At 49.0% G+C, this 19671-nt stretch carries 22 protein-coding genes; 8 read left to right on the top strand and 14 right to left on the bottom strand.

Going from position 1 to position 19671, the window contains the following annotated elements; genetic code table 11:
• Window positions 1-5: 5 nt before the first annotated feature.
• Both AC8GE9_RS05480 and AC8GE9_RS05475 read left to right on the top strand, forming a co-directional pair.
• The gene (locus AC8GE9_RS05480; RefSeq protein WP_506676101.1) at window positions 6-1406 is read left to right on the top strand and encodes a DUF2868 domain-containing protein; all 1401 of its coding nucleotides are present in this window, start codon (window positions 6-8) and stop codon (window positions 1404-1406) included.
• Window positions 1399-2769: a GTPase/DUF3482 domain-containing protein gene (locus AC8GE9_RS05475; protein ID WP_506676100.1), complete on the top strand. Its 1371-nt coding sequence runs from the start codon at window positions 1399-1401 to the stop codon at window positions 2767-2769. Before AC8GE9_RS05480 ends, AC8GE9_RS05475 begins: the two co-directional genes overlap by 8 nt.
• On the opposite strand, the gene AC8GE9_RS05470 is transcribed toward AC8GE9_RS05475, so the two are convergent.
• Window positions 2770-3654 carry an NAD(P)-dependent oxidoreductase gene (locus AC8GE9_RS05470; protein WP_506676099.1) on the bottom strand — a complete coding sequence of 295 codons (885 nt, stop codon included), beginning with the start codon at window positions 3652-3654 and terminating at the stop codon, window positions 2770-2772.
• Window positions 3655-3843: 189 nt separating this feature from the next.
• Between AC8GE9_RS05470 and AC8GE9_RS05465 the strand changes: the two genes are divergently transcribed.
• Window positions 3844-4740, top strand: a complete 897-nt coding sequence (locus AC8GE9_RS05465) for an amidohydrolase family protein (RefSeq protein ID WP_506676098.1) — start codon at window positions 3844-3846, stop codon at window positions 4738-4740.
• A 121-nt stretch (window positions 4741-4861) separates the two neighbouring features.
• A complete protein-coding gene (locus tag AC8GE9_RS05460) occupies window positions 4862-5836 on the top strand; it encodes a Bug family tripartite tricarboxylate transporter substrate binding protein (RefSeq protein WP_506676097.1) in 975 nt (324 codons plus the stop codon).
• A gap of 51 nt (window positions 5837-5887) precedes the next feature.
• Here AC8GE9_RS05460 and AC8GE9_RS05455 read toward each other — a convergent pair whose 3' ends face one another.
• The 10 genes from AC8GE9_RS05455 to AC8GE9_RS05410 form a co-directional block, all read right to left on the bottom strand.
• Complete coding sequence (locus AC8GE9_RS05455; protein ID WP_506676096.1) at window positions 5888-6622, bottom strand: SDR family oxidoreductase; 735 nt, start codon at window positions 6620-6622, stop codon at window positions 5888-5890.
• On the bottom strand, window positions 6619-7443 hold the full coding sequence (locus AC8GE9_RS05450) for a TauD/TfdA dioxygenase family protein (protein ID WP_506676095.1): 825 nt from the start codon (window positions 7441-7443) through the stop codon (window positions 6619-6621). The genes AC8GE9_RS05455 and AC8GE9_RS05450 overlap by 4 nt, the downstream gene beginning before the upstream one ends.
• A gap of 8 nt (window positions 7444-7451) precedes the next feature.
• Window positions 7452-8426 (bottom strand): Bug family tripartite tricarboxylate transporter substrate binding protein, encoded by a 975-nt coding sequence (locus AC8GE9_RS05445; RefSeq protein ID WP_506676094.1) that lies wholly within the window; start codon window positions 8424-8426, stop codon window positions 7452-7454.
• A 111-nt stretch (window positions 8427-8537) separates the two neighbouring features.
• A complete protein-coding gene (locus AC8GE9_RS05440; RefSeq protein ID WP_506676093.1) occupies window positions 8538-9524 on the bottom strand; it encodes a Bug family tripartite tricarboxylate transporter substrate binding protein in 987 nt (328 codons plus the stop codon).
• Window positions 9525-9640: 116 nt separating this feature from the next.
• Window positions 9641-10558: an allantoinase PuuE gene (locus tag AC8GE9_RS05435; RefSeq protein ID WP_506676092.1), complete on the bottom strand. Its 918-nt coding sequence runs from the start codon at window positions 10556-10558 to the stop codon at window positions 9641-9643.
• A gap of 34 nt (window positions 10559-10592) precedes the next feature.
• Window positions 10593-11069, bottom strand: coding sequence for an ureidoglycolate lyase (locus AC8GE9_RS05430; protein WP_506676091.1), 477 nt, complete (start codon window positions 11067-11069; stop codon window positions 10593-10595).
• 35 nt (window positions 11070-11104) lie between these two features.
• Complete coding sequence (locus AC8GE9_RS05425; protein ID WP_506676090.1) at window positions 11105-11926, bottom strand: ABC transporter permease; 822 nt, start codon at window positions 11924-11926, stop codon at window positions 11105-11107.
• Window positions 11919-12773: an ABC transporter permease gene (locus AC8GE9_RS05420; protein ID WP_506676089.1), complete on the bottom strand. Its 855-nt coding sequence runs from the start codon at window positions 12771-12773 to the stop codon at window positions 11919-11921. The genes AC8GE9_RS05425 and AC8GE9_RS05420 overlap by 8 nt, the downstream gene beginning before the upstream one ends.
• Complete coding sequence (locus AC8GE9_RS05415; protein ID WP_506676088.1) at window positions 12770-13798, bottom strand: extracellular solute-binding protein; 1029 nt, start codon at window positions 13796-13798, stop codon at window positions 12770-12772. The genes AC8GE9_RS05420 and AC8GE9_RS05415 overlap by 4 nt, the downstream gene beginning before the upstream one ends.
• Window positions 13799-13826: 28 nt before the next feature.
• The gene (locus tag AC8GE9_RS05410; RefSeq protein ID WP_506676087.1) at window positions 13827-14900 is read right to left on the bottom strand and encodes an ABC transporter ATP-binding protein; all 1074 of its coding nucleotides are present in this window, start codon (window positions 14898-14900) and stop codon (window positions 13827-13829) included.
• 154 nt (window positions 14901-15054) lie between these two features.
• On the opposite strand from AC8GE9_RS05410, the gene AC8GE9_RS05405 reads away from it, so the two are divergent.
• Both AC8GE9_RS05405 and AC8GE9_RS05400 read left to right on the top strand, forming a co-directional pair.
• Entirely contained in the window at window positions 15055-16029 is a 975-nt protein-coding gene (locus tag AC8GE9_RS05405) for an MBL fold metallo-hydrolase (RefSeq protein ID WP_506676086.1), read from the top strand.
• A 94-nt stretch (window positions 16030-16123) separates the two neighbouring features.
• Complete coding sequence (locus tag AC8GE9_RS05400) at window positions 16124-16444, top strand: addiction module antidote protein (protein WP_506676085.1); 321 nt, start codon at window positions 16124-16126, stop codon at window positions 16442-16444.
• A 9-nt stretch (window positions 16445-16453) separates the two neighbouring features.
• On the opposite strand, the gene AC8GE9_RS05395 is transcribed toward AC8GE9_RS05400, so the two are convergent.
• The 3 genes from AC8GE9_RS05395 to AC8GE9_RS05385 are packed head-to-tail and all read right to left on the bottom strand — an operon-like array spanning window position 16454 to window position 17716.
• On the bottom strand, window positions 16454-17071 hold the full coding sequence (locus AC8GE9_RS05395; protein ID WP_506676084.1) for a MarC family protein: 618 nt from the start codon (window positions 17069-17071) through the stop codon (window positions 16454-16456).
• 19 nt (window positions 17072-17090) lie between these two features.
• Window positions 17091-17468, bottom strand: a complete 378-nt coding sequence (locus tag AC8GE9_RS05390; RefSeq protein ID WP_506676083.1) for a type II toxin-antitoxin system PemK/MazF family toxin — start codon at window positions 17466-17468, stop codon at window positions 17091-17093.
• Entirely contained in the window at window positions 17462-17716 is a 255-nt protein-coding gene (locus AC8GE9_RS05385; RefSeq protein ID WP_506676082.1) for an AbrB/MazE/SpoVT family DNA-binding domain-containing protein, read from the bottom strand. Before AC8GE9_RS05385 ends, AC8GE9_RS05390 begins: the two co-directional genes overlap by 7 nt.
• A gap of 234 nt (window positions 17717-17950) precedes the next feature.
• Between AC8GE9_RS05385 and AC8GE9_RS05380 the strand changes: the two genes are divergently transcribed.
• A complete protein-coding gene (locus AC8GE9_RS05380) occupies window positions 17951-18709 on the top strand; it encodes a thioesterase II family protein (RefSeq protein WP_506676081.1) in 759 nt (252 codons plus the stop codon).
• Between the two features lie 58 nt (window positions 18710-18767).
• Window positions 18768-19634, top strand: coding sequence for a dienelactone hydrolase family protein (locus AC8GE9_RS05375; RefSeq protein ID WP_506676080.1), 867 nt, complete (start codon window positions 18768-18770; stop codon window positions 19632-19634).
• The last annotated feature ends 37 nt before the right edge of the window (window positions 19635-19671 follow it).

Below are 19671 nucleotides of genomic sequence, written 5' to 3'. Positions count from 1 at the left end.
TGGTGATGGAAAAGCATGATTCGGTCACGTTTAACCAAGCTTGGCTTTGCGAAGTCATCCATTTGAGAGAGAGCCAATGGGGTCCACAAGATGACAGCAAGGCAAGGCTTCTAGCCCAAAACGAACGTTCTCCAATGGCAAAAATTATCCGTCGTGCCAAAGAGCTGAACCAGTCGAGCGGCCTCGCAACTGCCATGACGACACTCAATTCTGCTGGCTGGTTGGCCTTCTTCGTCATATTTAGCGTAGCCATCATCGCTGGCGTTAGCAGTGCGTTTGCCACGCTCGGGAACGGTACTCAACCCGTTAACATCGTCTGGGCCCTTCTTTCGCTTTTGGGTCTAAATTTGCTTTCTCTCATTATTTGGTGTGTCACGCTGCTGTCACCCACCGCGTCTGGTGGGCGACTCGCACAACTCTGGCCTTGGTTGACGCGCAAAATAGCGCGTGGCCCAGATATAGGCTTAGCTGTTCAAGCATGGTGGAGCGTATGGCACCAAGCACGCGCCACACGATGGCTCTTAAGTGCCGGCACACATTTTATCTGGATGATCCTATTGCTTGCAGCTGCTGCCGCAACCCTCTTTGCACTTTCAACACGTCAATATGATTTTGTATGGGAAACAACCGTCTTGTCTTCAGAGGTATTTGTGACCGGAGTTGGACGATTGGCCGTGATCCCACAATGGTTAGGCTTTCCCGTGCCAGATCCTGAGCTTGTGCGAGTCAGCGGCTCAGTCTCGCAAAACAGTGCCGATATCACGCGACAGTTGTGGTCTGGATGGCTCTTAGGTTGTCTCATGATTTATGGCGTACTGCCCAGATTTTTCTTGTGGCTGATGTCTACTTGTATTGTCTTGAAACGTCGCGTCCATATCAAACCAGATCTCACATCTCCCTATTATGTCGCCGTCTTGAACCGAATGCGCTCAACGACGCCTCATTCCACAGACACCCCTCCACCTGCGTCTGTTTTTAAAATCGACCCTAAGAAAAGTTATTACTCCAGTAACACCTTCCATACTGAATATTTTTTAGTTGCGATCGAACCTGATCCACAGGATATCTGGCCTCCCGAAGGTATCGGCTCAATCGTCACCTGCGCGGGGCCCATCGATTCGCGTGCGTCGCGTCATCAAGTCTTAGGCACCGTGGCGCACACACGCCCTAAAAATCTAGTGTTAGTCTGCGATGCTCGGCATTCACCAGACCGTGGCACTCTGCGTCTCATCACAGACCTTTCCGAATGCGCCAACAAAACCTTGATATGGCTACGTCATAGCCAAGCGTCAAACGCTCACACGGCGGCTTGGCGAGCTCAACTGGGTCACCATACCCCGCTCGAACTTTCGACCCGAGACGATGCCGCAAGCGTGATGCAATGGTTTGAACGTCATCATGACTGAACAATCGACACTGCAAATAGCGGTTGTTGGTCACACCAACGTTGGCAAAACGTCCTTGCTGCGCACCCTAATACGGGACATCCACTTCGGAGACGTCGATGATATGCCTGGCTCGACCCGACAAGTGCAAGGCGCGCGCATCATACTCGGCTCACATACCGCGCTCGTTCTTTTTGATACGCCCGGAATAGAAGACAGTATTGGGCTACTCGATTACCTTGAACAACTGTCGGACCACAGACAACGCCTTGATGGTCCCGATCGTATTCGACTCTTTTTAGACAGTCCAGAAGCCTCGGCTCTATATGAGCAAGAGGCACGTGTACTTAAAAAGTTATTAAGTTGTGATGCGGGTCTTTATGTCGTTGACGTGCGTGAGCCTGTTCTTGCTAAACATCGCGATGAACTCGCCATTCTGTCGGGCTGTGCGAGACCCTTGCTACCCATATTGAATTTTGTTGCAAGTGACACAGCACGCACGCAAGAATGGCGTGATGCACTGGCTCGCGTTGGTTTGCATTCGGCATTATCGTTTGACAGCATGAGCCCACCCATTGATGGCGAAGAAAAGCTTTACCAAGCCTTATCACTTTTTCTTTCGTCCTATCAGCAGACCTTACTGGCGCTCCAAGAGCAGGCATCCAGGCAACGCGTGGCAAGACACGCCGCCTCAATCAATCTGATTGCCAGTATGCTGATTGACGTCGCCTCGCTCAGGATTCGAACATCCGTTGAGGCAGATACGCTTTCAAACAAAATTACACTTCAACAAAGTCAAATTCGTGAACGCGAGCAAGCGTGTGTCAATGCTTTGCTGAGTTTGTTTCAGTTTCGTCCAGAGGACTATTTATCCAACCCACTCCCTCTTACCGAAGGACGCTGGGAACTCGATCTATTTAGCCCTCAAGCACTGCAACACTTTGGCGTGCACGTCAGCATGGGCGTCGCAGCTGGCGCTGCTGCGGGGGCCACCGTCGATGTGCTCAGTGCTGGGCTCAGTCTCGGCACAGGCATGGCGATCGGCGCGATTGCCGGTGGTGCATGGAAAGCCATTGATCGCTGGGGTGACAGAGTACTAGGACAATTGCGAGGTTTTCGTGAACTCACTGTCGATCAGTCAATTTTGCAAGTGCTTGCGCTCAGACAAATGCAACTACTCAACGGTCTTGAACGTCGGGGTCACGCCACACTCAACCCTCTTCGTCTGGAACACGCCCCCCAACTATCACTTGAAAATCCAACGTTGACAAAGACCATCGCGCTTGCGCGCGCGCATCCCAATTGGTCTTCAATCAGCGATGATTTTAATGATACTCCGGCTCGTCAGCGCGCCATTGAGACGCTTGCGCAAAGTCTGTCTTAATCAGACCTTAGTTTCCAACACGCGACTAATCACGGGGTGATACAGAGCGCCATCGCCTCGCTCCACCGCAAGCTCAAAGAGTCGACGGACATTGCGTGCGCCAGCGGCATCAACTTGGGTTTGCTCTGCGAGATCCAAGGCATAACGTAAATCTTTTGCCGCATACTCGACAGAAAAGGCGCGCTCAGGAAAGTCTCCTGGGATGATTGCTTTCAGTCCGTGGTTTCTAAGTGCGAAACTATCAGCAGAACCTAACGCCAAGGTTTCAAATAACTTTTTCGGATCGACACCCGCTTTCTGCGCGATCGCGCGCGCTTCGGACAAAGCCGCAACCGTCTCAAACAACACCATATTATTTAAAATTTTGACGACCTGACCACTGCCTACCGGTCCGCATAGCGTGATCTCAGTGGCAAAAGTGGCAAGGTAAGGTTCAATCTGCGCAAAATCATGCTCAATCCCACCCACCATGATCGACAGCGTGCCCGATTCAGCCGCTGCACGTGTCCGTGCAACGGGTGCATCCATCAACAGCACCCCTTTCGCTTTAAATTTTGTATACAACGCTCGCGTGAGTTCAACAGGTGATGTGCTGAGATCCACCACGATCTGACCTGCTCGACAGTTTTCCAACAGACCATCCGCTTGTTCACAAATCTGTGACACCACCTCACCCGAAGGCAAGGATAAAAACACTATGTCAGAGCCGCGTATCACCTCACCTACGGACTTTGCTGCGTCAATTGTTTTGCCTAATCTATCCAGAGGTGCTTGTTGCGTATCAAACGCTAATACCCGAGTAGCTTGCTTAACCGCCAAATTACGGCACATGGGCTCTCCCATTACGCCCAATCCAATGAACCCTAGCTTTTTGATATCGCCCATGCTTGTCTCCGAAAATATATTGCGTTCGTCGGTATCTTTATAATTTAGATATCCTATTTCTGACACTATAAAGGAGTTCACGTTAGACCAAGTTAGCGGACGCTTGTCTTGCAATGTGGACGCAGCGTCGACTGAAGGTCAATTTGTGGTTAGTATTGAATGTCGATTCTTTTAACCCTAGACACTGTCATGCAACCACCTTTCACCGTACCCGTCGACTTCAAACCACTCGGCTTGGCTGGCATCTGCGATTGCCACACCCATATTTTCCCACCCGCTGAGCAATTTCCTTTTGCTGCAAAGCGCCATTACACACCGGCTGTTGCGTCGCTTGAGGCGCTTGATGCCTTGCACATGGCAATGGGTGTTGATCGTGTCGTCCTGGCACACCCAAGCCCCTACGGCACCGACAACACCAGCATGCTGTATGCGCTTGAGTCCTGGGGACCCGCGCGTGGCCGTGGCGTCGCCGTCATCGATGATAGCTTTAGTCTCGAGACTCTAAAAAAGTTTCATTCCGCTGGCGTGAGGGGTGTCCGTGTCAACTTAGAAACACATGGGCATAACGATCCAACATCTGCCGCAAAACAACTTCGAGCAGCTGCCGAGCAGGTCGCGCCACTTGGCTGGCACGTTCAGGTCTACACCAATCTTGACGTAATCGCGGGCATGCACGATACGATTCGCGCATTACCTACCCCACTGGTGGTCGATCATTTCGGCAAACTCGATGCCAGTAAACCCCTGAGCCAGCCAGGCTTTGATGCACTGTGCACACTCGTCCAGTCCGGCAAAGTCTATGTCAAACTTTCCGCGCCCTATCGTATTTCGGAGCTTCCTGGCTATCCAGATGGCGAAGCTTTTGCGCGCGCTCTGATCAATGCCAACCCAGATCGTATGGTCTGGGGCACTGACTGGCCGCACCCCATGCCACCTAAAGGGGTCAAACGCGACCCAAAGGTCATCGAATACTTCAGGTCCGAAGACGACTTCACCGCACTAACGCGTATTGTCAAATGGGCAGGCGATCCTCTCACCGTTAAAAAAGTACTCGTCGATAACGCTGCTAGCCTCTACGACTTTTAATCTCCACACAGGGTAAACTCCATAGGCTAAATGCATCGGGATTGGTTAACATGGTTAGCTAGTCTATGAGCGATCTGGCCTTCCTATTCCGCTCTGGTTTACTTAATCGTTGGAGACCTCAATGAAATTTCTACCCTTAGCGAGCGCCGTTGCGGCGACTTTTGTATTAACCGCAGGCGCTGCGCACGCTCAAGCCTATCCTAACAAGCCTGTCACGCTCGTGGTCGGCTATGCTCCCGGTGGCGCCACAGACCGCGTCGCGCGCTTAATTGCCAAATCACTCTCCGAACAAACTAAACAGAGCTTCGTGGTTGAAAACCGCGCAGGTGCCAATAGCAATATCGGCGCTGACTTAGTCGCTAAAGCCAAGCCTGATGGCTATACGCTTTATGTCGGCTCCGTCGCCAACACGATCAATAAATCACTTTACAAAAAACTGAACTATGACATCCTGACCGACTTCGCGCCCATCGTCACGTTGACGACGATTGCGAATATTTTGGTGATTAATCCTAAATTGCCTGTCAAAAACCTCAAAGAATTTATCGCTTACGCTAAGGCAAACCCAGGTAAAGCATCTTGTGCCTCTTCTGGCGCCGGTTCCTCCATCCATCTTTCCTGCGAACTTTTCAAAATGCAGGCTGGTGTTGATCTCCTGCATGTTCCTTACAAAGGTAGTGGCCCAGCTGTAATAGACCTCGTCGGTGGTCAAGTGGACTCCATGTTTGATAATCTACCCTCGGCAATCGGCCAAGTTCGCGCTGAAAAGTTGCGTGCACTCGCTGTCACCTCTGCTGCCCAATCACCCTTCGCGCCTGGCGTCCCTACTGTGAGCGAGTCTGGCGTACCTGGCTTTGATGTGTCTGCATGGTTTGCGATCTATGCACCAAAAGGCACACCGAAAGATGTGATCGACCTGCTCAACACAGAAGTCAAAAAAGCACTGGCAACCGATGAACTCAAAAAAGCATATGAAGGCGCTGGCTTTGAATTGCCACCCGCTCCAAATACACCGGAGCAACTCGCAAAAAGAACGCAAGACGAAGTGAGCAAATGGGCTGCAGTCATTAAAAAGACTGGACTGTCACAAGACTAAACGTGCAGCGGTATGATCCATCCGGGGCAATCTTTAGATTGCCCCGTTTTTTTATACTGGTGTTGCTCCAATCGACAAACCACCACAGACATACAGCACTTGCCCTGTGATAAAACTTGCATCGTCGGACAAGAAATAGGTAATCGCGCCTGCGATTTCCTCTGGGGTTCCCACGCGCTTGAGTGGGATACGCGAAGCAAAAGCCTCGCGCGCCTCGGGCAACATTGGATTGTTTTTCAAATACAACTCAGTTGCCACCGGCCCTGGTGCAACCGCATTGACGGTGATGCCCTGCGCGCCCAGTTCGAGCGCCCAAGTCCGAGTCATGCCAATCAAACCGCTCTTGGCGCCAGCATAGGCGGTTCTTTTTACCATTCCTAACGCAGCACGACTTGAAATATTGACCACGCGTCCACGACCTTTACGCACCATCGAGGGCAAGCATGCCTGCAAACACTGCATCGGTGCCCGCATGTTGATTTGCAAAATTTCTTCGAACTCTTTGGACGTTGTTTGCGTCAACAAACTCGACGTAGTCTTGCCTGCGTTATTGACCAAGTGATCGATCTCAAACTGCTCAGTGATCTGCGCTAACACCTGTGCAGTCTCTGACTCCGAAATCAGATCAGCTGTAAAAAATGGTCCTGGAAAATTGACATCGACTGCAGAGCGAGCGATGCCAATCACGGTTCCGCCATCTTTAGCGATGCGCTGCGCCGTCGCGAGCCCAATGCCTTTACTTGCGCCGGTGATCAACGTCACCGTACCAGCAAAGCGTCCACTCATACTGGACTCGTACCTTGAATGGTGATGCGGTGCATCTCACGACGCTGACCCGGATAGTCATTGATGGCATAGTGCATGGTGCAGCGGTTATCCCAAAACGCCATTGAGCCTGGCTGCCAACGGAAGCGGCATGTCAGTTCAGGCTTGCTACTCACCTGATAGAGATACTGCAGCAAGGGCAAACTCTCGTCACGTGTCATCCCTTCAAAGCAAAACGTAAAAGGCTGGTTCACAAACAAGCTCTTGCGTCCTGTTTCCTCATGCGTCCGCACAACAGGGTGACGGCTGTCGATACGACCCACGTCTTCACGCAATTTGGTTGAACGCGTGCTGTTGCGAAGTCGAGCATTGGCATTCAGAAAATCATTTGAGTGGATCACATGCAAGCCCTCGAGCTGCTTTTTCATGGCGTCGGACAAACGCTCATAGGCTAAATACTGATTGGCCCAAAGCGTATCGCCACCCACCTTGGGAACCTCACGCGCATACAGTACCGAGCCCAGCGGTGGCTGCGGCTGGTAGGTCTCGTCCGAGTGCCACGTATCACCGATGACATCCTTGTCGGTGACTTCTTTGACGACAGGCATGATTTGTGGGTAGGTGGGGTGCGTTTGATAGACAGGGGTTGTGCTGATCGGACCAAACTTTTCCACAAAGGCAATCTGCTGCTCAGGCGTCAGCGTCTGGTCACGGAAAAAAATCACCAGATTATCGAGCAAAGCCTGACGGATGTCCTTGATTGTTGCCGCGGACAAATCTTTGGACAGGTCAACACCTAAAAGCTCTGCGCCTATCGTACCGGTTAATTTTTTGACTTCCATGTGAATGATTACTCCGGCTTAATACCAGCGGCCTTGACAACATCAGCCCATTTTTTCAAATCAACATTGACGATGTCAGCCACTTCTTTCGGTGAACGGTAGCTGGCGGTCGCGCCCTGCTCGTTAATTTGTTTGACGAACTGAGGCGAAGTGATGACCGTCTTCATCGCGTCAGTGAGTTTCTTGACCACAGCGTCAGGCATATTTGCAGGACCAAACACAGTGAACCAGGCATCTAACTGAAACGAAGGTAAGCCCGCTTCAGCAGTTGTAGGCACATCAGGCAGCATCGGGTGACGCTGCTCACTGGTGATGGCGAGCGCCCGCAACGTTCCAGCCTTGAGGTGGCCCATCGCTGTCGGTGGTGTTGTGATGAACAAATCAATCCGACCTGCAAGCAAATCCTTCATCGCTGGTGCGGCGCCACCATAGGGCACATGCACCATCTTGGAGTCGGTCTTGAGCTGGAGTAATTCTGCACCCAAGTGCTGAATGGAGCCCACACCAGAAGAGGCGTAATTTAGTTTGCCGGGATTTGCCTTTGCGAACGCCACCAAGTCTTTCAAGTCCTTGAACTGCGAATCTTTAGGTACGAGGACCAGGTGAGGACCCCTGATCACTTCTGCGATAGGCGTGAAACTCTTAACAGGATCCCAAGGCAAACTCTTAGCCAATGCCGGATTACCCGTGTTAAAGCCCTCATACGCGAGCACGAGGGTATAGCCATCAGGATTCGCACGCGCAATGAATGAGTTACCGATACCACCGCTCGCGCCAGGTTTGTTTTCAACAATCACCATCTGCCCCAGCACATCCTTGAGCTGATTGGCCAATATGCGTCCAGCGATATCCGTCGTACCCCCCGCCGCGACAGGCACGATCAGTGTGATGGGCTTTTGCGGAAACTCCTGGGCCACCGTAGCCGTCGCAGCAAGCGAAAACGAAAGACCTAGGGCTAAAGCTTTAAGTTTGTTCAATGACATGTCCTCTCCAGATACGATTGATTTTTATGTGGTCATACTGACAAGTGCAATCTTATAACGAATTCATCACCCATTATTCAAGCTGGCCTCCTCATTGCACTGATCGCTAAATCACTGCTGCACAATGCCCGCTTGCGTGATGATGTCCGCATATTTTTGACGGACCTCTTGCAACATCGTATTAAACGCGGGTACCGAGTTCGCCGACACACTAAAACCCAAAGCTTCGATTTGCTTGATATTGGCTGGATCTCGGACGATCGCCATCACATCCTTGTTGATTTTTTCCAAGATAGCCGTAGGTGTGCCTTTGGGCGCCAGCATCCCTTGCCAACTTTCGATATTGACCGCTGGATAGCCCGCTTCGGCCATAGTCGGCACCTCCGGAAATACAGGTGATCGATAATCCGTTGTAACCGCTAAAGCACGCAGCTTGCTAGCCTTGATCTGCTCAGTGACTGCCGCGAGCGTAATGACGGTGGCATCGATATGCCCTGCCATCGCATCCAAGGCCGCTGGCGCTCCGCCTTTGTAGGGAATGTAGTTAACCTGTATGTCTGCGGCCCTTGCCAGTACTTCGTGTGCAATGTGCGCAATGCCGCCGCTCGTCGGTAAGCCTAGGGAAATTTTCCCTGGATTTTTTTTGGCATACTCCACATACTCTTTGAACGTCTTCGCTTGAAAGTTCGGATTCGATACCAACACCTGTGGATTCACGACCAAACGCATGACACCTGTTAAATCATTCAGCGTGTAGGGGGGATTTTTCATGAGAATCGTATTGAGAACAATGGCATCACTATGCAAGACGAGCGTATAGCCATCGGGCTTTGCTCTGGCCACCTGCGCTGCACCAATCGCACCGCCCGCACCCGTCACGTTTTCCACAATGACAGTCTGTCCCCAGGCAGTGCTAAGTTTTTCCGAGATCAGACGCGCGATCTTGTCCGTGCTGCCACCCGCGGAAACTGGCACGACAATCCGTACCGTGCGCTGTGGATAACTATCGGTCTGAGCAAACAGTGAGGCGCTAAATGAGGTGCCTGCAACTAAAAGGAAAATGGCTGCGATACCCTTGGGTAACATTTGGGTGAACATCTTGTCTCTCCTGTTTTTTAAACCTTAACACTGATTAAGATAAAAAAAACAGTCCCTCAGAAATAACATCCCGCTTCTCACGACCTCGTCCAAAAGTACAGTTGATCCAGCTCTAATTAGGGCTTGATACCTGGGTACGGGTGCGTTTTCAACCAGTGATTAGCAATATCAATTCTGCGTGTCACCCAAACGTCTTTTTTGGTTGCAATATAGTCTAGTAATCGTCGCAGCCCAGCGGAGCGGGCTGGGTGACCGATCAGACGCATATGCAAACCCACAGACATCATTTTTGGTTGCGTTTTACCCTCTTCGTAAAGAGTATCAAAGGCATCTTTGACAAAATGAAACCACTCATCAGAAGTGCCGACAGTACCCGCATACTTACCATCGTTGTTGGTCAGAGAATAAGGCACAACTAAATGCGGCTTACCTTCAACGGTTTGCCAAAAAGGCAACTCATCTGCATAGGAATCAGAGTCGTATAAAAATCCACCCTCTTCCGCAACCAATCTGCGCGTATTAACGCTGGGACCATAACGGCAGTACCAACCGAGTGGTCTTTCACCAATCGTTTTTTTGAGTGACTCAATTGCTAAGCGAATATGCTCTCGTTCCTGCTCCTCGGTCAACTCAAAATGCTTGATCCACCGCCAGCCGTGGCAACAAACGTCATAGTCCATTTGCCTGATTTTTTCGGCAGCCAAAGGATTGCGTTCCAAAGCAAGTGCGCAGCCAAACACCGTTAAAGGCAGACCTCTTTCTTCGAAAAGCTTAACGAGCCGCCAAAATCCAACGCGGCTTCCATATTCAAACATGCCCTCTGCAGCCAAGTCACGGCCATTTCCTGCCTGATTTAGTCCATGGGCTTCTGTTAAACCCGTTTCTGAAAAACTTTCACCATCTTGTATTGAAGGCTCTGAACCTTCCTCGTAATTCATCACAAAATTCACCGCCAAGCGGGCACCACCTGGCCACTTGGGATCGGGAGGATTATTTGCATAGCCAATCAAATCACGAGAAGGTTGCCATTTCATCTTAAGTCTCCGAATGTCGTTGAATCAATTAAAGCTAAGTGAGCTTGACCATAAAAGGAGTCACAGGGACAAACTCTTCGTCACCACTCGTATTGTCTCGCCACATAAAGATATTGAATTTCGCAGGTTCGCCAAAAACCGTCAGTCCATGATGCCAAGTGTTTGGCTTATAAGTGATACCTTGTTGACCATTCGCCAAAAAAGCTTCGACGCGATTCAAATCTGGCTTTCCGTCTGGGCCATGTGGTGCCACAACAATCAGCCATGATTTGACATGCGCAGGTAAAAACGACTGCGAAGAAAACTCGTGACGCTCAAGTAAAGAAACCTCGATCGGTAAATCGCTATTAGGCTCTTTAAACGTTGTTGAGAGAGAAGGTAAAGCATGCGCGCGTAAGTTGCCGAGTGCATCAGAGTAGTAAATTCTGCCAGGCTGCTTGGGCATTTCAATGACATCACCAAAAGGCGCGAAGTCTTGGGCATTTAAAGGTTTAACGAAAAATGAATTCATAGTGTCACACGAAAAGGTGATGCAAGTTGAGAGGGCTAGCCCTTGATGCGTTGACTTAATCCCGTCAAACGCTCCATGAGTAACATTAAAATCAATACAGAAATAATCAACACACCCGAGACCGCGGCGACACGAACGTCAAGCGTAGACTCCATCATCCCCCAAAGCCTAATCGGCAACATGTCGCTCTTGGGACCAGATAAAAAGAGGGAGACAGGTACGTTATCGACCGAAGCCATAAAAGCCATGAACGTCCCCGCTGCGATACCCGGCATAATCACGGGCAAGGTAATCCGCCGAAAAGTATATAGGCGCGTTGCGCCAAGGCTCGCCGAGCATTCAAGGAGCGATGGATCAAGCTGAGTCAGACTTGCCAAAGTTGTCCTCAACACAAAAGGAACAATCATCACGAAATGACCAATCACGATCAAGGCCAGAGAGGGCCTAATACCAAGTAATGAAAAATACATGAGTGCTGCAAGGCCGAACGCGATTCCGGGCAAAATCAGTGGGGACATAAAAAACGAATCAGCGAATTTTGACCAACCCGATCGCGTTGAAGCAATGCCAAGAGCGGCGCACGTTCCAAGCAATGAGGCTGCCCCAGCAGCCCACATCGCCACTTCAAGTGTATTGAATGCAGCACGATGAATTTGACGAGACTCAATTGGATCGAAAAGTTTTTCATACCATTGGAATGAAAAACCTTGGGGTGGAAACTTTAATGACTGGCTGTCTGTAAATGAAGTGATTAAAACTACGATGACAGGTCCCAACAGCACAAGGATAGCCAAACCAGCAAGACTGTAAATGACAAACTCGTGCGTCAAATCTCCGAATGAGTTTCGTCTAGACATTAAGATACCTCATGCTTCTGCGACCAATGAGATTCAAAAGAATGATGCAACTCATCACTGACAACAATAGCGTGACCGCGGCGACCGATGCTAAAGGCCAGTTGTACACAACGAGAGATTGTTGCCAAACCACTAAAGGCAAATAAACCAGTCGATTTCCACCGATAACAGACTGTGAAATAAAAGCTGTTGTAGAACTCGCAAAGACCAGCGTACATCCTGCAATCAAACCCGGCAAACTCAAGGGGATTGTGACCTTAAAAAAAGTTCGCCAGCGGGATGCGCCTAAAGCCGCAGAGGCATCATGCACGCTAGGATCAATCCTCGACATGACGCTGATCAAGGGCAACACCATCAGTGGTAACTCAATTTGAGTCAATGAAATAATCAAACCCAACTCCGTTTGCAGCAACCTGAGGGGTGTAGAGGTTAACCCCAAGCTGAGAAGCGTTTGATTAATGACCCCTTCACGACCGAGAATCACAATCCAGGCAAACGTTCGCACCACGACCGATAACAGCATCGGCATAATAATAATCAAGATTAAAATTTTCTGGATTTTCGGACTGGCTCGCATATAGACCACAGCAAGCGGGTAACCGATCAAAAGCGTAGCCAATACCGTCAACAAACCAAGTTTTAGGGTATTTCCAGTGACGACCCAATAAAAAGGATCACCTATGAAATTTGCCCACGTCTTGAGTCCGACTTGAGTGATCTTGTCATCCTCAAATCCACTCACAATAAACAGAATCGCTAGAGGTGCGACGAAAAAAGCAAGAAACGCAACTGCGAGTGGCAGTGTCAGTTGCCACTCGCGAGCCTTAAAGGAAGTCCTAGATATCAAGACACTTCTTTATTGAAACGCGTGATCCACTCTGCACGCAATGGGTTGATCTGAGTCCAATCATGCTGGATCATCTTGCTCATTTCACTCAGATTTTTAATTGGTAACGATCCATCGAGTGCAACTTTTGTATTGACAGGGGCCATGAAGTAAGGCGGCTTCATCAATTGTGCCTGCACATCAACGCTAAGAACTGTATCAATGTATTTGTAGGCATTCTCGATGTCTTCTGATCTTTTAGCAATGTGCATCGTTGTAAAGAACGTCGCGATACCACTCTCAGGCGCAATAAACTCAATATCCACACCCCTCGATTTCAAAATGCCGACAGTTTGTGTGTTCGCGTACATGACATCACACTGACCTTGTTGGAAAAGACCAGGCATAGCAGCTGGTGCTCCAATCACCGCCACTTTTTTAAGAACCTTTCTTAACTCAACAAAAAATGGATCCACGTTTGTCAGCGACCCACCAAAGGCCTTGGCGAATTCAATGATGGCAACCGTACCAAATGTTGTTTGAAATCCAGTTAACCCAAGACGCGACACATAGGGCTCTTGAAAGAGGTCTGCCCACTTAGTAGGTGGTTTACTAAATTTTTTAGGGTTATAAGCAATGCCGACAAATTGTGCAGTGATCGGCACTCCAAAGGCATCCACTAGTCCGGGGGGCAAGGCGGAAGCGTTTTTCAGCTTGCTGACATCAAATTTTTCAAATAAACCATCTGCCTTTCCCGTCGCGCTCGGTCCTGGATCAAGAACAAACGTGTCAAATACAGGTCGCCCCCGCGCGGCCTTCGCTTTTGCGATCTGATCCACGGCAAAAAGCGGTTGAAGCTCTAATTCAACACCTGCATTTTTTTTAAGCGCGGGCGCTACGATTTTTCGGTATGCCTCATCCCAAGCTCCTGGATAAATAGCACTACTGACCGATCCTTTTGCAAACGCTATATTTGGATATGTCACTGCACCAGCAATAGCGGCTGTAGTCTGTAGAAAATGACGGCGAGAGATATAACTCTTCATGACAACTCCTAAAAATGATTTAAATGCATTAAGCTGCGACTGGAAAGATTGTGGGGTTCGCTTCTGAACGTAATCCGCACCATGCCGAACTTTGCATAGGACGATGACCGAGCCTGGGTACCGTGACTTTGAGGGCAGTACGATCTTTAGTCCAAGCCTCTATCACAACAGAGGGGCCTAAAGGGAGCGTCAATCCAATATCAACAGGCCAGTAGCCGGGGATACTTTCAGAGGAAAAATTCAAATGCTCTGGCCTGATGGATACGACAACGCGATGGCCAGCCACGAACTTTCCGGTTGCTGGCAGCTTGATTTCAGAGCCTGCATCGAGCGCGATGACATCCATCTCTGAATCGGTTTGCTTGACGATTCCAGGTAATAAATTAGTGGATCCAATGAATCCATTCACAAAAGACGTCGCAGGCTTGTCATACACCTCCGTAGGCGTGCCAAACTGTTCAACATGCCCTCGATTCATCACGGCGATACGGTCAGCGATACTCATTGCCTCTTCCTGATCGTGCGTAACCATGATTGCGGTCAATCCCAACTGGCGCTGCAATCTCTTGATTTCAATTTGCATATCCAAACGCAAGTTTTTATCAAGTGCGCCAAAGGGCTCATCAAGAAGCAAAATCGTAGGTTCAGTCGCAATCACACGCGCTAGAGCGACCCGCTGCTGCTGGCCTCCGGACAACTGTCGTGGAAAACGATCGGCAATATGCGGTAACTGAACGACCTCCAGGCAGTGTGCAACTTTCTTTTTAATTGTCGCTCGATCTACGCCTCTGGCTTGCAAGCCATAGGCGACGTTTTCCCCAATCGTCAAGTGCGGGAAAAGTGCGTAATTTTGGAAAACAATCCCGATGTTTCTTTTGTTGGGTTGTAGATGATCAATCGAGGAACCATCAATTCGAATTGAGCCTCTGTTTTGAGCGACAAAACCTGCGATGATGCGTAAAAGCGTTGTCTTGCCACAGCCAGATGGCCCCAACAAGGCCACAATTTCACCCGCGTTGATTGACAAGCTGACATCATCAACTGCCGTAAAGGCACCAAACGTATGTGTCACCGATTCAATATCTAGTGTGTGGTGCGGCATAGTTATCTAAACTGGATTTATTGTCACGATTAAATCTATCATAGTTATCAAAAATCAACAATTATTACAAACGTGTACCCCGCACATTCGACACCAATTTCCATCTCTTTTTCTTTAAACTCCTCCATACCATCTAAAGCCTTAGGAGCTTGCCATGTTGCTTGATACTGTTGATGCGTTAGATATCCATATCCTTGTTGACAACACGACGGATATGCTTTCAACGACGCCCGCAGGCGTATCCAGCGAGGCCATGGGCTTGTTCAGCAGAGGCGGTCAAATGATGGCGGGCCTGTGCTTATGTTGCGCTGCACACGGTCTGTCTTGCCTCATCACCGCCCGTAAAGGTACTCAGGAACGCACCGTCCTGTTCGATACTGGACCAGAGGATTACGCGTTTGAGCGCAACGTCAGTCGACTCGGTGTCGACCTCGGCAAAGTTCAATCCGTCGTGCTTTCCCATGGTCATTGGGATCACGCGGGCGCTTTGTTATTGGCCTTCAATACGATTCGTCAGCGCAATGGTGGCAAAGCGATTCCGTTTTACGGACACCCCGACATGTTTTATAAGCGTGCCGGGACGCTTCCGAACGGCAAGTATCGTGAGATGGTCGACATCCCAAGCGTCGAGCAACTCACGGCCGCTGGCGCGGAGGTCTCTCTGCATCGTGAAACCGTCTCCTTACTCGACAATATGTTTGCCTTGAGCGGAGAGATCCCCAGACGCACGCCCTATGAGCGCGGCCTGCCCGGTCAGGTGCGTAAAAATGCAAAGGGCGAATGGGAGAAAGACGAGCTGTTGCTCGATGAAAGATGGCTAGGCGTGAACGTCAAAGACAAAGGACTCGTTATTTTTACAGCCTGCTCGCACGCTGGCGTCATCAATGTGCTCCTTGACGCGAGAGAGCGCTTTCCAAACACGCCGATCCACGCAGTGTTCGGTGGGTTTCATCTGTCGGGCGCCAACGAAGCCATCATCCCAGAAACCGTCGAAGGTCTAAAGCAGTTTGGACTCAAGCTCATTGGCGCAGGTCATTGCACAGGGTGGCGCGCCATCGCAGCGATGTCGAACGCGTTTGGAGATCAGGTTTTAGCGCCGACCGCCGTGGGCAAGAAGTATGTCATTTAGACATGACACCGCATTGCTACAAATCATCAAACCAAATACGCGTACGTTGTTATCGTTGAGGCTGATAGTCTTAAGGATCTAATTGGAGGACTAAATGAAAACTGTAAAACCAGAAAAGAAAATTAAAATTAGTGATCTAGCTGAGTTTGACATAACTCGTTATCTAAAAAGTAAGCGAGCAATGACTGAGTATTTGAATCAAGTCATTGCAGAGGGAGATGAGGCTGAGTTAGCTACTGCTTTAGGGCATATTGCTAGAGCAAAAGGTATGGCGGAGATTTCTAAATCGAGCGGCATCACTCGAGAGGCCTTGTATAAGGCACTAAAGCCTAATACAAAACCTCGTTTTGACACGGTATCTAAAGTTCTAGGCGCCTTAGGAATGAGAATTTCAGTCCATACCCGTACGATTTAAACCACTCACTTACATACCAAAACTCTCCTTAATCGCGATCACCATGCCCGTGACTGCGATACTGCAAATCATCAAACCAAACACGCGTGTGGTGATTTGTATGCCGATCGTGCCGATATAGCGAATGATCAAACCTCCCGCCATAAAGGTAAGGAGGTGAATCGACAAGCACAGCAACACAACGAAGGTGGTTTGTAGTTGCTCAGACATCACTCGCGCATTGTTATCGCTCAGCATCACCACCGTCAAAATCGCACCCGCGCCTGCGATCGAGGGCATCGCTAAGGGATAGACCGCGCGTTCCAAAATGGAAGCATTAGGCGACATTTTAGAAATCTCTTCATGCATTTTCCCCGTCACCATGCTCAGGCCTAGCGTAAACAAAATAAAAGAACCCGCGAGCTGAAATGAAGAGGTGGGGATATCCAGGACTTTTAAAAACTGCAAGCCTAAAAAAATAAAAGCAGTGAGAATGCCAAAAGCAACAGCCAATGCCGTCAACGCGACCTTGAGAGCATCGCGCCACTGCAGACCATAGGTCACCGCCAAAAATACAGGGACGGTCGCGATCGGATCAAGGATCACCAATAAAGTAAAAAATTCGTAAACAAAGTCTGAAGGAAACATATGTTGATATTTTAGAAAATTAAGCGAGCTTTACGATCTGGTTAAAAACAAGCAGGACCTCAGCAAAAATGCTCTGTGCAAGGGCTCCAATCGGATGCGGTGTCGCCGCTCGCTCTCGCCAATCAAAAGACTTGGGCTGATGGCAAAGCACATAGCTAGACTTGCTGGCTTTACGGATCTTTGTGGTGCCTACAGAGACTGCGAATGGGTTATCTGCATTATATTCAGCGGTTGTCATCGGCAAACCGATGACAAGAGATGTTCGCGCATTAAATGCACTCGGTGACAGCACTAAAAAGGGGTGTATATCCTGCATTTCACGGCCACGCTGAGGATTGCAGTCGATCCAGATCACCTCTTGGCGCTCAGGCACCCAGTCTTTGCGATTTTTCACCATTTCTCAGCGCCTCGAGACTCGTTCGCAACCATCATTTCTCCGCCATGTTTTTGGGGATCGTAACAAGCCAAGCGATCCTCAAGAGTCATGGGTTTTGCTTTGCATGGCGTAATGATGACGGTCTGTCCCCGTACAGCAATTTCAACACACTGATCCACCTTTAGACCTACAGCCTTTGCAATCGCTGCGGGCAAGCGAACACCGAGACTATTGCCCCATTGCTTCACATTTAAACTGACCGCACTCATATCAAATCTCCGTAGATGTATAAACATAAGTATATACTTTAGCTCCTTTTATAACAATGTTGAGTTGTCTCACGCTGAGATTGGCCTTGACCACCTTCATGTATTAGATCTCACAGCCAATAACATTGGGTATAGTAAAAATGTAAAAAAATGTGACTTTGTATACTGCACCCAGAATCATCCCATTGCCGATACCGATACCGATACCGGAATCATTTCATTAAAGAGGGGTTTATGTCACAGCAGTCTTCCAAGTGGATTGTCCCACTCACTCCCTCGCATCTCAGTCAGCAAAAATTATTTTGCTTCCCATATGCCGGCGCGGGAGCATCGATTTACCGCAGCTGGGGAAAGTTACTGCCTAAAAATATCCAAGGTTTTGCGATTCAATCTCCCGGAAGAGAAACACGTTTTTCCGAAGATCTACTCACGACGCTTGATGAGTATGCAGACCAAGCTTTCAATGCTATTGCGCCTTATTGTTCGGCCTCAGGAAAGTTGATTCTTTTTGGACATAGCTTAGGCGCCTTAGCGGCTTATGAAACCGCGAAAAAATTACAAAGCGCGGGACATCACGTTGATTTGTTAATTGTGTCGGGCCGTCAAGATCCGACCACAAAAAGCAAACGTCCGCCCATTTCTCACTTGAGTTCAGACGCATTCGTTCAACAAATGGGAACCTATAACGGCACCCCTGCTGCTATTCTCGAAAATCAAGAGTTACTCGATATTCTTTTACCGATGATTAGAGCTGATTTTTCAATGGCTGAAAAATATAATCGTTTGCCGATTACCTACCTTTTAAATTGTCCCATCCTGGCTTTAGGCTCACGACAAGATGAATGGCTAGATCAAGACAGCATCGCTGGCTGGGAAAATGTATCAAAAGGGTCTTTTGAAACACACTGGTTTGAAGGCGACCACTTCTATCTCAATCAACACACTGAAGCCCTTGTGGATCATATTTCCACAAAAATATTTACTTTGTGTTGATTGTGCGACTGAACGGGCGAATTTTTTAGACAATTGAGACAATGGGAAAATCAAGATCATGCTTATAAAATTATTAGGACTTCTTCTCATTACATTGTCTAGCTCGATATCTGCACAATCGAAGCTGATTGAAGAAGTCATTACCATCCCCGTCTCTGTGCAAAATGCGCACGGAAAAATCAACAATCACAATGTCATTGTGACTATTTTTAGAGATGCTAATCGAAAAAAATCACCCTACTTAATTCTCAATCACGGACGTTCAGGCTCTGCCGCAGAGCGAGCCAAAATGGGTCGGGCAAGATACTCTGCAGCATCTAAGTTCTTTGTGGAACAGGGCTTTGTTGTCATTGTGCCTACACGGGGTGGGTATGGAGAGACAGGTGGTGAAGACACTGAGTTCAATAGCAACTGTTCCTTTCCAAACTACCCAGGTGTATTCAAAGCCGCCATCGACACATCAACGACTGTCCTAAATGGATTAAGCGATCAGTCGTATATTGATTTCACCAAAGGTATTGCTGTTGGACAGTCTTTCGGTGGGGCCACTTCTGTCGGATTATCTTCTTCCGATTTGCCAGGCTTAGTAGCCGCTTTTAATTTTGCTGGAGGAGGTGGCGGTGATCCCGTTAACAAGCCCGCCTTCCCTTGCCGCTCTGATTTATTAGAAAAACTTTTTGCAAGCTACGGCGCAAAAAATAAAGTGCCTGTTTATTGGCTATACAGTGTTAATGACAAGTATTGGGGTGAGAAATTACCAAAAGAATGGTTTGAAGCCTTTATCAATGCCGGTGGAAAAGGAAAGTTTTATAGCTTACCGGCTTTTAAAAACGACGGGCACTCGTCGTTTACTGGCAATGCAGACGCTTGGAAACCCATCTTTGTGGAAACGGTGAAGTCTCTCGGTTTCGTCGCGCCGAAGTAGTATGACTGTGTTGGACAGCCTTTCAAGGAACATTTTG

The organism is Zwartia lucis (assembly GCF_965234455.1).
GTDB classification, from domain to species: Bacteria; Pseudomonadota; Gammaproteobacteria; order Burkholderiales; family Burkholderiaceae_B; genus Zwartia; species Zwartia lucis.
Note: the sequence above shows the minus strand (reverse complement) of the source record. Positions and strands in the feature narration are given on the sequence as shown.

Excerpts from the sequence above, each read along its gene's own strand:
- AC8GE9_RS05480 (WP_506676101.1), top strand. The coding sequence starts at position 6 with ATGGAAAAGCATGATTCGGTCACGTTTAACCAAGCTTGGCTTTGCGAA.
- AC8GE9_RS05475 (WP_506676100.1), top strand. The coding sequence starts at position 1,399 with ATGACTGAACAATCGACACTGCAAATAGCGGTTGTTGGTCACACCAAC.
- AC8GE9_RS05470 (WP_506676099.1), bottom strand. The coding sequence starts at position 3,654 with ATGGGCGATATCAAAAAGCTAGGGTTCATTGGATTGGGCGTAATGGGA.
- AC8GE9_RS05465 (WP_506676098.1), top strand. The coding sequence starts at position 3,844 with ATGCAACCACCTTTCACCGTACCCGTCGACTTCAAACCACTCGGCTTG.
- AC8GE9_RS05460 (WP_506676097.1), top strand. The coding sequence starts at position 4,862 with ATGAAATTTCTACCCTTAGCGAGCGCCGTTGCGGCGACTTTTGTATTA.
- AC8GE9_RS05455 (WP_506676096.1), bottom strand. The coding sequence starts at position 6,622 with ATGAGTGGACGCTTTGCTGGTACGGTGACGTTGATCACCGGCGCAAGT.
- AC8GE9_RS05450 (WP_506676095.1), bottom strand. The coding sequence starts at position 7,443 with ATGGAAGTCAAAAAATTAACCGGTACGATAGGCGCAGAGCTTTTAGGT.
- AC8GE9_RS05445 (WP_506676094.1), bottom strand. The coding sequence starts at position 8,426 with ATGTCATTGAACAAACTTAAAGCTTTAGCCCTAGGTCTTTCGTTTTCG.
- AC8GE9_RS05440 (WP_506676093.1), bottom strand. The coding sequence starts at position 9,524 with ATGTTCACCCAAATGTTACCCAAGGGTATCGCAGCCATTTTCCTTTTA.
- AC8GE9_RS05435 (WP_506676092.1), bottom strand. The coding sequence starts at position 10,558 with ATGAAATGGCAACCTTCTCGTGATTTGATTGGCTATGCAAATAATCCT.
- AC8GE9_RS05430 (WP_506676091.1), bottom strand. The coding sequence starts at position 11,069 with ATGAATTCATTTTTCGTTAAACCTTTAAATGCCCAAGACTTCGCGCCT.
- AC8GE9_RS05425 (WP_506676090.1), bottom strand. The coding sequence starts at position 11,926 with ATGTCTAGACGAAACTCATTCGGAGATTTGACGCACGAGTTTGTCATT.
- AC8GE9_RS05415 (WP_506676088.1), bottom strand. The coding sequence starts at position 13,798 with ATGAAGAGTTATATCTCTCGCCGTCATTTTCTACAGACTACAGCCGCT.
- AC8GE9_RS05410 (WP_506676087.1), bottom strand. The coding sequence starts at position 14,900 with ATGCCGCACCACACACTAGATATTGAATCGGTGACACATACGTTTGGT.
- AC8GE9_RS05405 (WP_506676086.1), top strand. The coding sequence starts at position 15,055 with ATGTTGCTTGATACTGTTGATGCGTTAGATATCCATATCCTTGTTGAC.
- AC8GE9_RS05400 (WP_506676085.1), top strand. The coding sequence starts at position 16,124 with ATGAAAACTGTAAAACCAGAAAAGAAAATTAAAATTAGTGATCTAGCT.
- AC8GE9_RS05395 (WP_506676084.1), bottom strand. The coding sequence starts at position 17,071 with ATGTTTCCTTCAGACTTTGTTTACGAATTTTTTACTTTATTGGTGATC.
- AC8GE9_RS05390 (WP_506676083.1), bottom strand. The coding sequence starts at position 17,468 with ATGGTGAAAAATCGCAAAGACTGGGTGCCTGAGCGCCAAGAGGTGATC.
- AC8GE9_RS05385 (WP_506676082.1), bottom strand. The coding sequence starts at position 17,716 with ATGAGTGCGGTCAGTTTAAATGTGAAGCAATGGGGCAATAGTCTCGGT.
- AC8GE9_RS05380 (WP_506676081.1), top strand. The coding sequence starts at position 17,951 with ATGTCACAGCAGTCTTCCAAGTGGATTGTCCCACTCACTCCCTCGCAT.
- AC8GE9_RS05375 (WP_506676080.1), top strand. The coding sequence starts at position 18,768 with ATGCTTATAAAATTATTAGGACTTCTTCTCATTACATTGTCTAGCTCG.